This is a genomic window from Ideonella sp. P3_A4 (assembly GCF_056403075.1).
This window is the reverse complement of the sequence record NZ_JBFUGE010000866.1, coordinates 1-2,066: the sequence shown is the minus strand read 5'-3', so window position 1 is coordinate 2,066 and position 2,066 is coordinate 1. Positions and strand designations below refer to the sequence as shown.

1 protein-coding gene is annotated in these 2,066 nt (G+C 62.8%); it reads right to left on the bottom strand.

Annotation, left to right across the window (positions count from 1 at the left end):
* A partial coding sequence (rpoD, locus tag AC1DYI_RS33800) for an RNA polymerase sigma factor RpoD (RefSeq protein ID WP_477208480.1) occupies window positions 1-1,882 on the bottom strand: 1,882 nt, incomplete at its 3' end.
* Between the last annotated feature and the right edge of the window lie 184 nt (window positions 1,883-2,066).

Sequence of the window (2,066 nt, the reverse complement as noted above, 5' to 3'; positions counted from 1 at the left end):
TCTCCATCTTCTCGGCCAGCGTCGGGGCGTCCGGCTCGAAGCCGAACTCCTGCAGGTGCTGACGCGACAGGCGGTTCATCTTGTTGATCGTCTCGATCATGTGCACCGGGATGCGAATGGTGCGCGCCTGGTCGGCGATCGAGCGGGTGATGGCCTGGCGGATCCACCACGTGGCATAGGTCGAGAACTTGTAGCCGCGGCGGTATTCGAACTTGTCGACTGCCTTCATCAGGCCGATGTTGCCTTCCTGGATCAGGTCGAGGAATTGCAGGCCGCGGTTGGTGTATTTCTTCGCGATCGAGATCACCAGCCGCAGGTTGGCCTCGATCATTTCCTTCTTCGCGTCGCGCGAGGCCTTTTCGCCCTCGTTCATGCGGCGGTTGATGTGCTTCAGGTCATCGACCGGCACCACCGCGCGCGCTTGCAGGTCGATCAGCTTCTGCTGCAGCTCCTGGATGGCGGGCAGGCTGCGCGTCATCACCAGGCTGTAGTGCTTGCCGGCCAGGGTTTCCTTTTCCGACCACTTCAGGTTCAGCGCATTCGGCGGGAAAGTCTTGATGAAGTGGTCCTGCGGCATGCCGCACTTGTCGACCACGATCTTGCGAATCTCGCGCTCGTAGCGGCGCACGTCGTCGACCTGTGAGCGCAGGATGTCGCACAGCTTCTCGATCGTCTTGACCGTGAAGCGGATCGTCATCAGGTCTTCGCTGATGGCGTGCTGGGCCTTGTTGTACGCCTGCGACTGGTAGCCTTCCTTCTCGAAGGCCTTGCGCATCTTGTCGAAGTGGATGCGCAACTCGCCGAACTTGGTCAGCGCCTGGCTCTTCAGCTCTTCGAGCTTCTTGGTCAGCGCCTTCGAGCCGCCGTTGCCGTCGTCGTCGTCTTCCTCGTCGAATTCGTCGAAGTCTTCTTCGGCCACGTAGTCGTCGGCCTCGTCTTCGGCGACGAAGCCGTCGACGACTTCAGAGATCTGCATCTCGCCCGCGGCAATGCGGTCGGCCATCGCGAGGATCTCGGCAATGGTCGTCGGCGAGGCAGAGATCGCCAGCATCATGGCCTGCAGGCCACCTTCGATGCGCTTGGCGATCTCGATTTCGCCTTCACGCGTCAGCAGCTCGACCGAGCCCATCTCGCGCATGTACATGCGCACCGGGTCGGTCGTGCGGCCGAATTCCGAGTCGACAGTCGACAGCGCGGCTTCGGCGGCTTCTTCGGCTTCTTCTTCGGTGGCGGTGGAGGTGGCGCCACCGGCGATCAGCAGCGTGGCGGCGTCGGGGGCCTGCTCGTAGACCGCGATGCCCATGTCGTTGAGCATCGAGATGATGGCTTCGAGGATTTCCTCGTTGACCAGCTTCTCGGGCAGGTGGTCGTTGATTTCCTGGTGCGTGAGGTAACCACGCGTCTTGCCCATCTTGATGAGCGTCTTCAGCTCCTGGCGGCGCTTGGCGACTTCCTCTTCCGTCAGCGCCGTTTCGTCCAGGCCGAATTCACGCATCAGCGCGCGCTCCTTGGCGCGCGAGACCTTCATCCGCAGCGGCTTGGCCTTGGGCTTGTCTTCGCCTTCCTCGACTTCGGTGGTCTCGCCGGCTTCGGCTTCGACTTCGCCTTCCAGGTCGGCTTCGATGYCGGTCAGGTCTTCTTCGACCTCGGCAGCCTTCTTGGCCACGACGGGTTCGGCCTTGGCGCCCTTCTTGGCCTTCTTGCCCTCGTCTTCAGCCGGCTTGACCGCCTTGCCCTTCACCGCCGCCTTCTTGGGGTCTTCGACCGCAGCGCTCGCCTTGGCAGCCGCCTTCGCAGCGGACTTGGCCGGCGCCGCCGTTGTCGACTTGGCGGCGGATTTGGCGGCAGGGGAGGCAGCGGCAGAGGGCTTCTTTGCGGTCATGCAGAGTGTCTCAATCTCGATGAGGCTGATCCTTCAAGGCCCGGGGGATTTTGCACAACCTTTGCCGGACACACTGCAGGAGCACGCAGCTCCGTGGCGTGAAAACGGCAATTCAGGCGGAACAAATCGCCCACCGGCCACCGAGGACAAAGGCGGCGGCACGCGTCGGGCAGGCAAGTTGGCG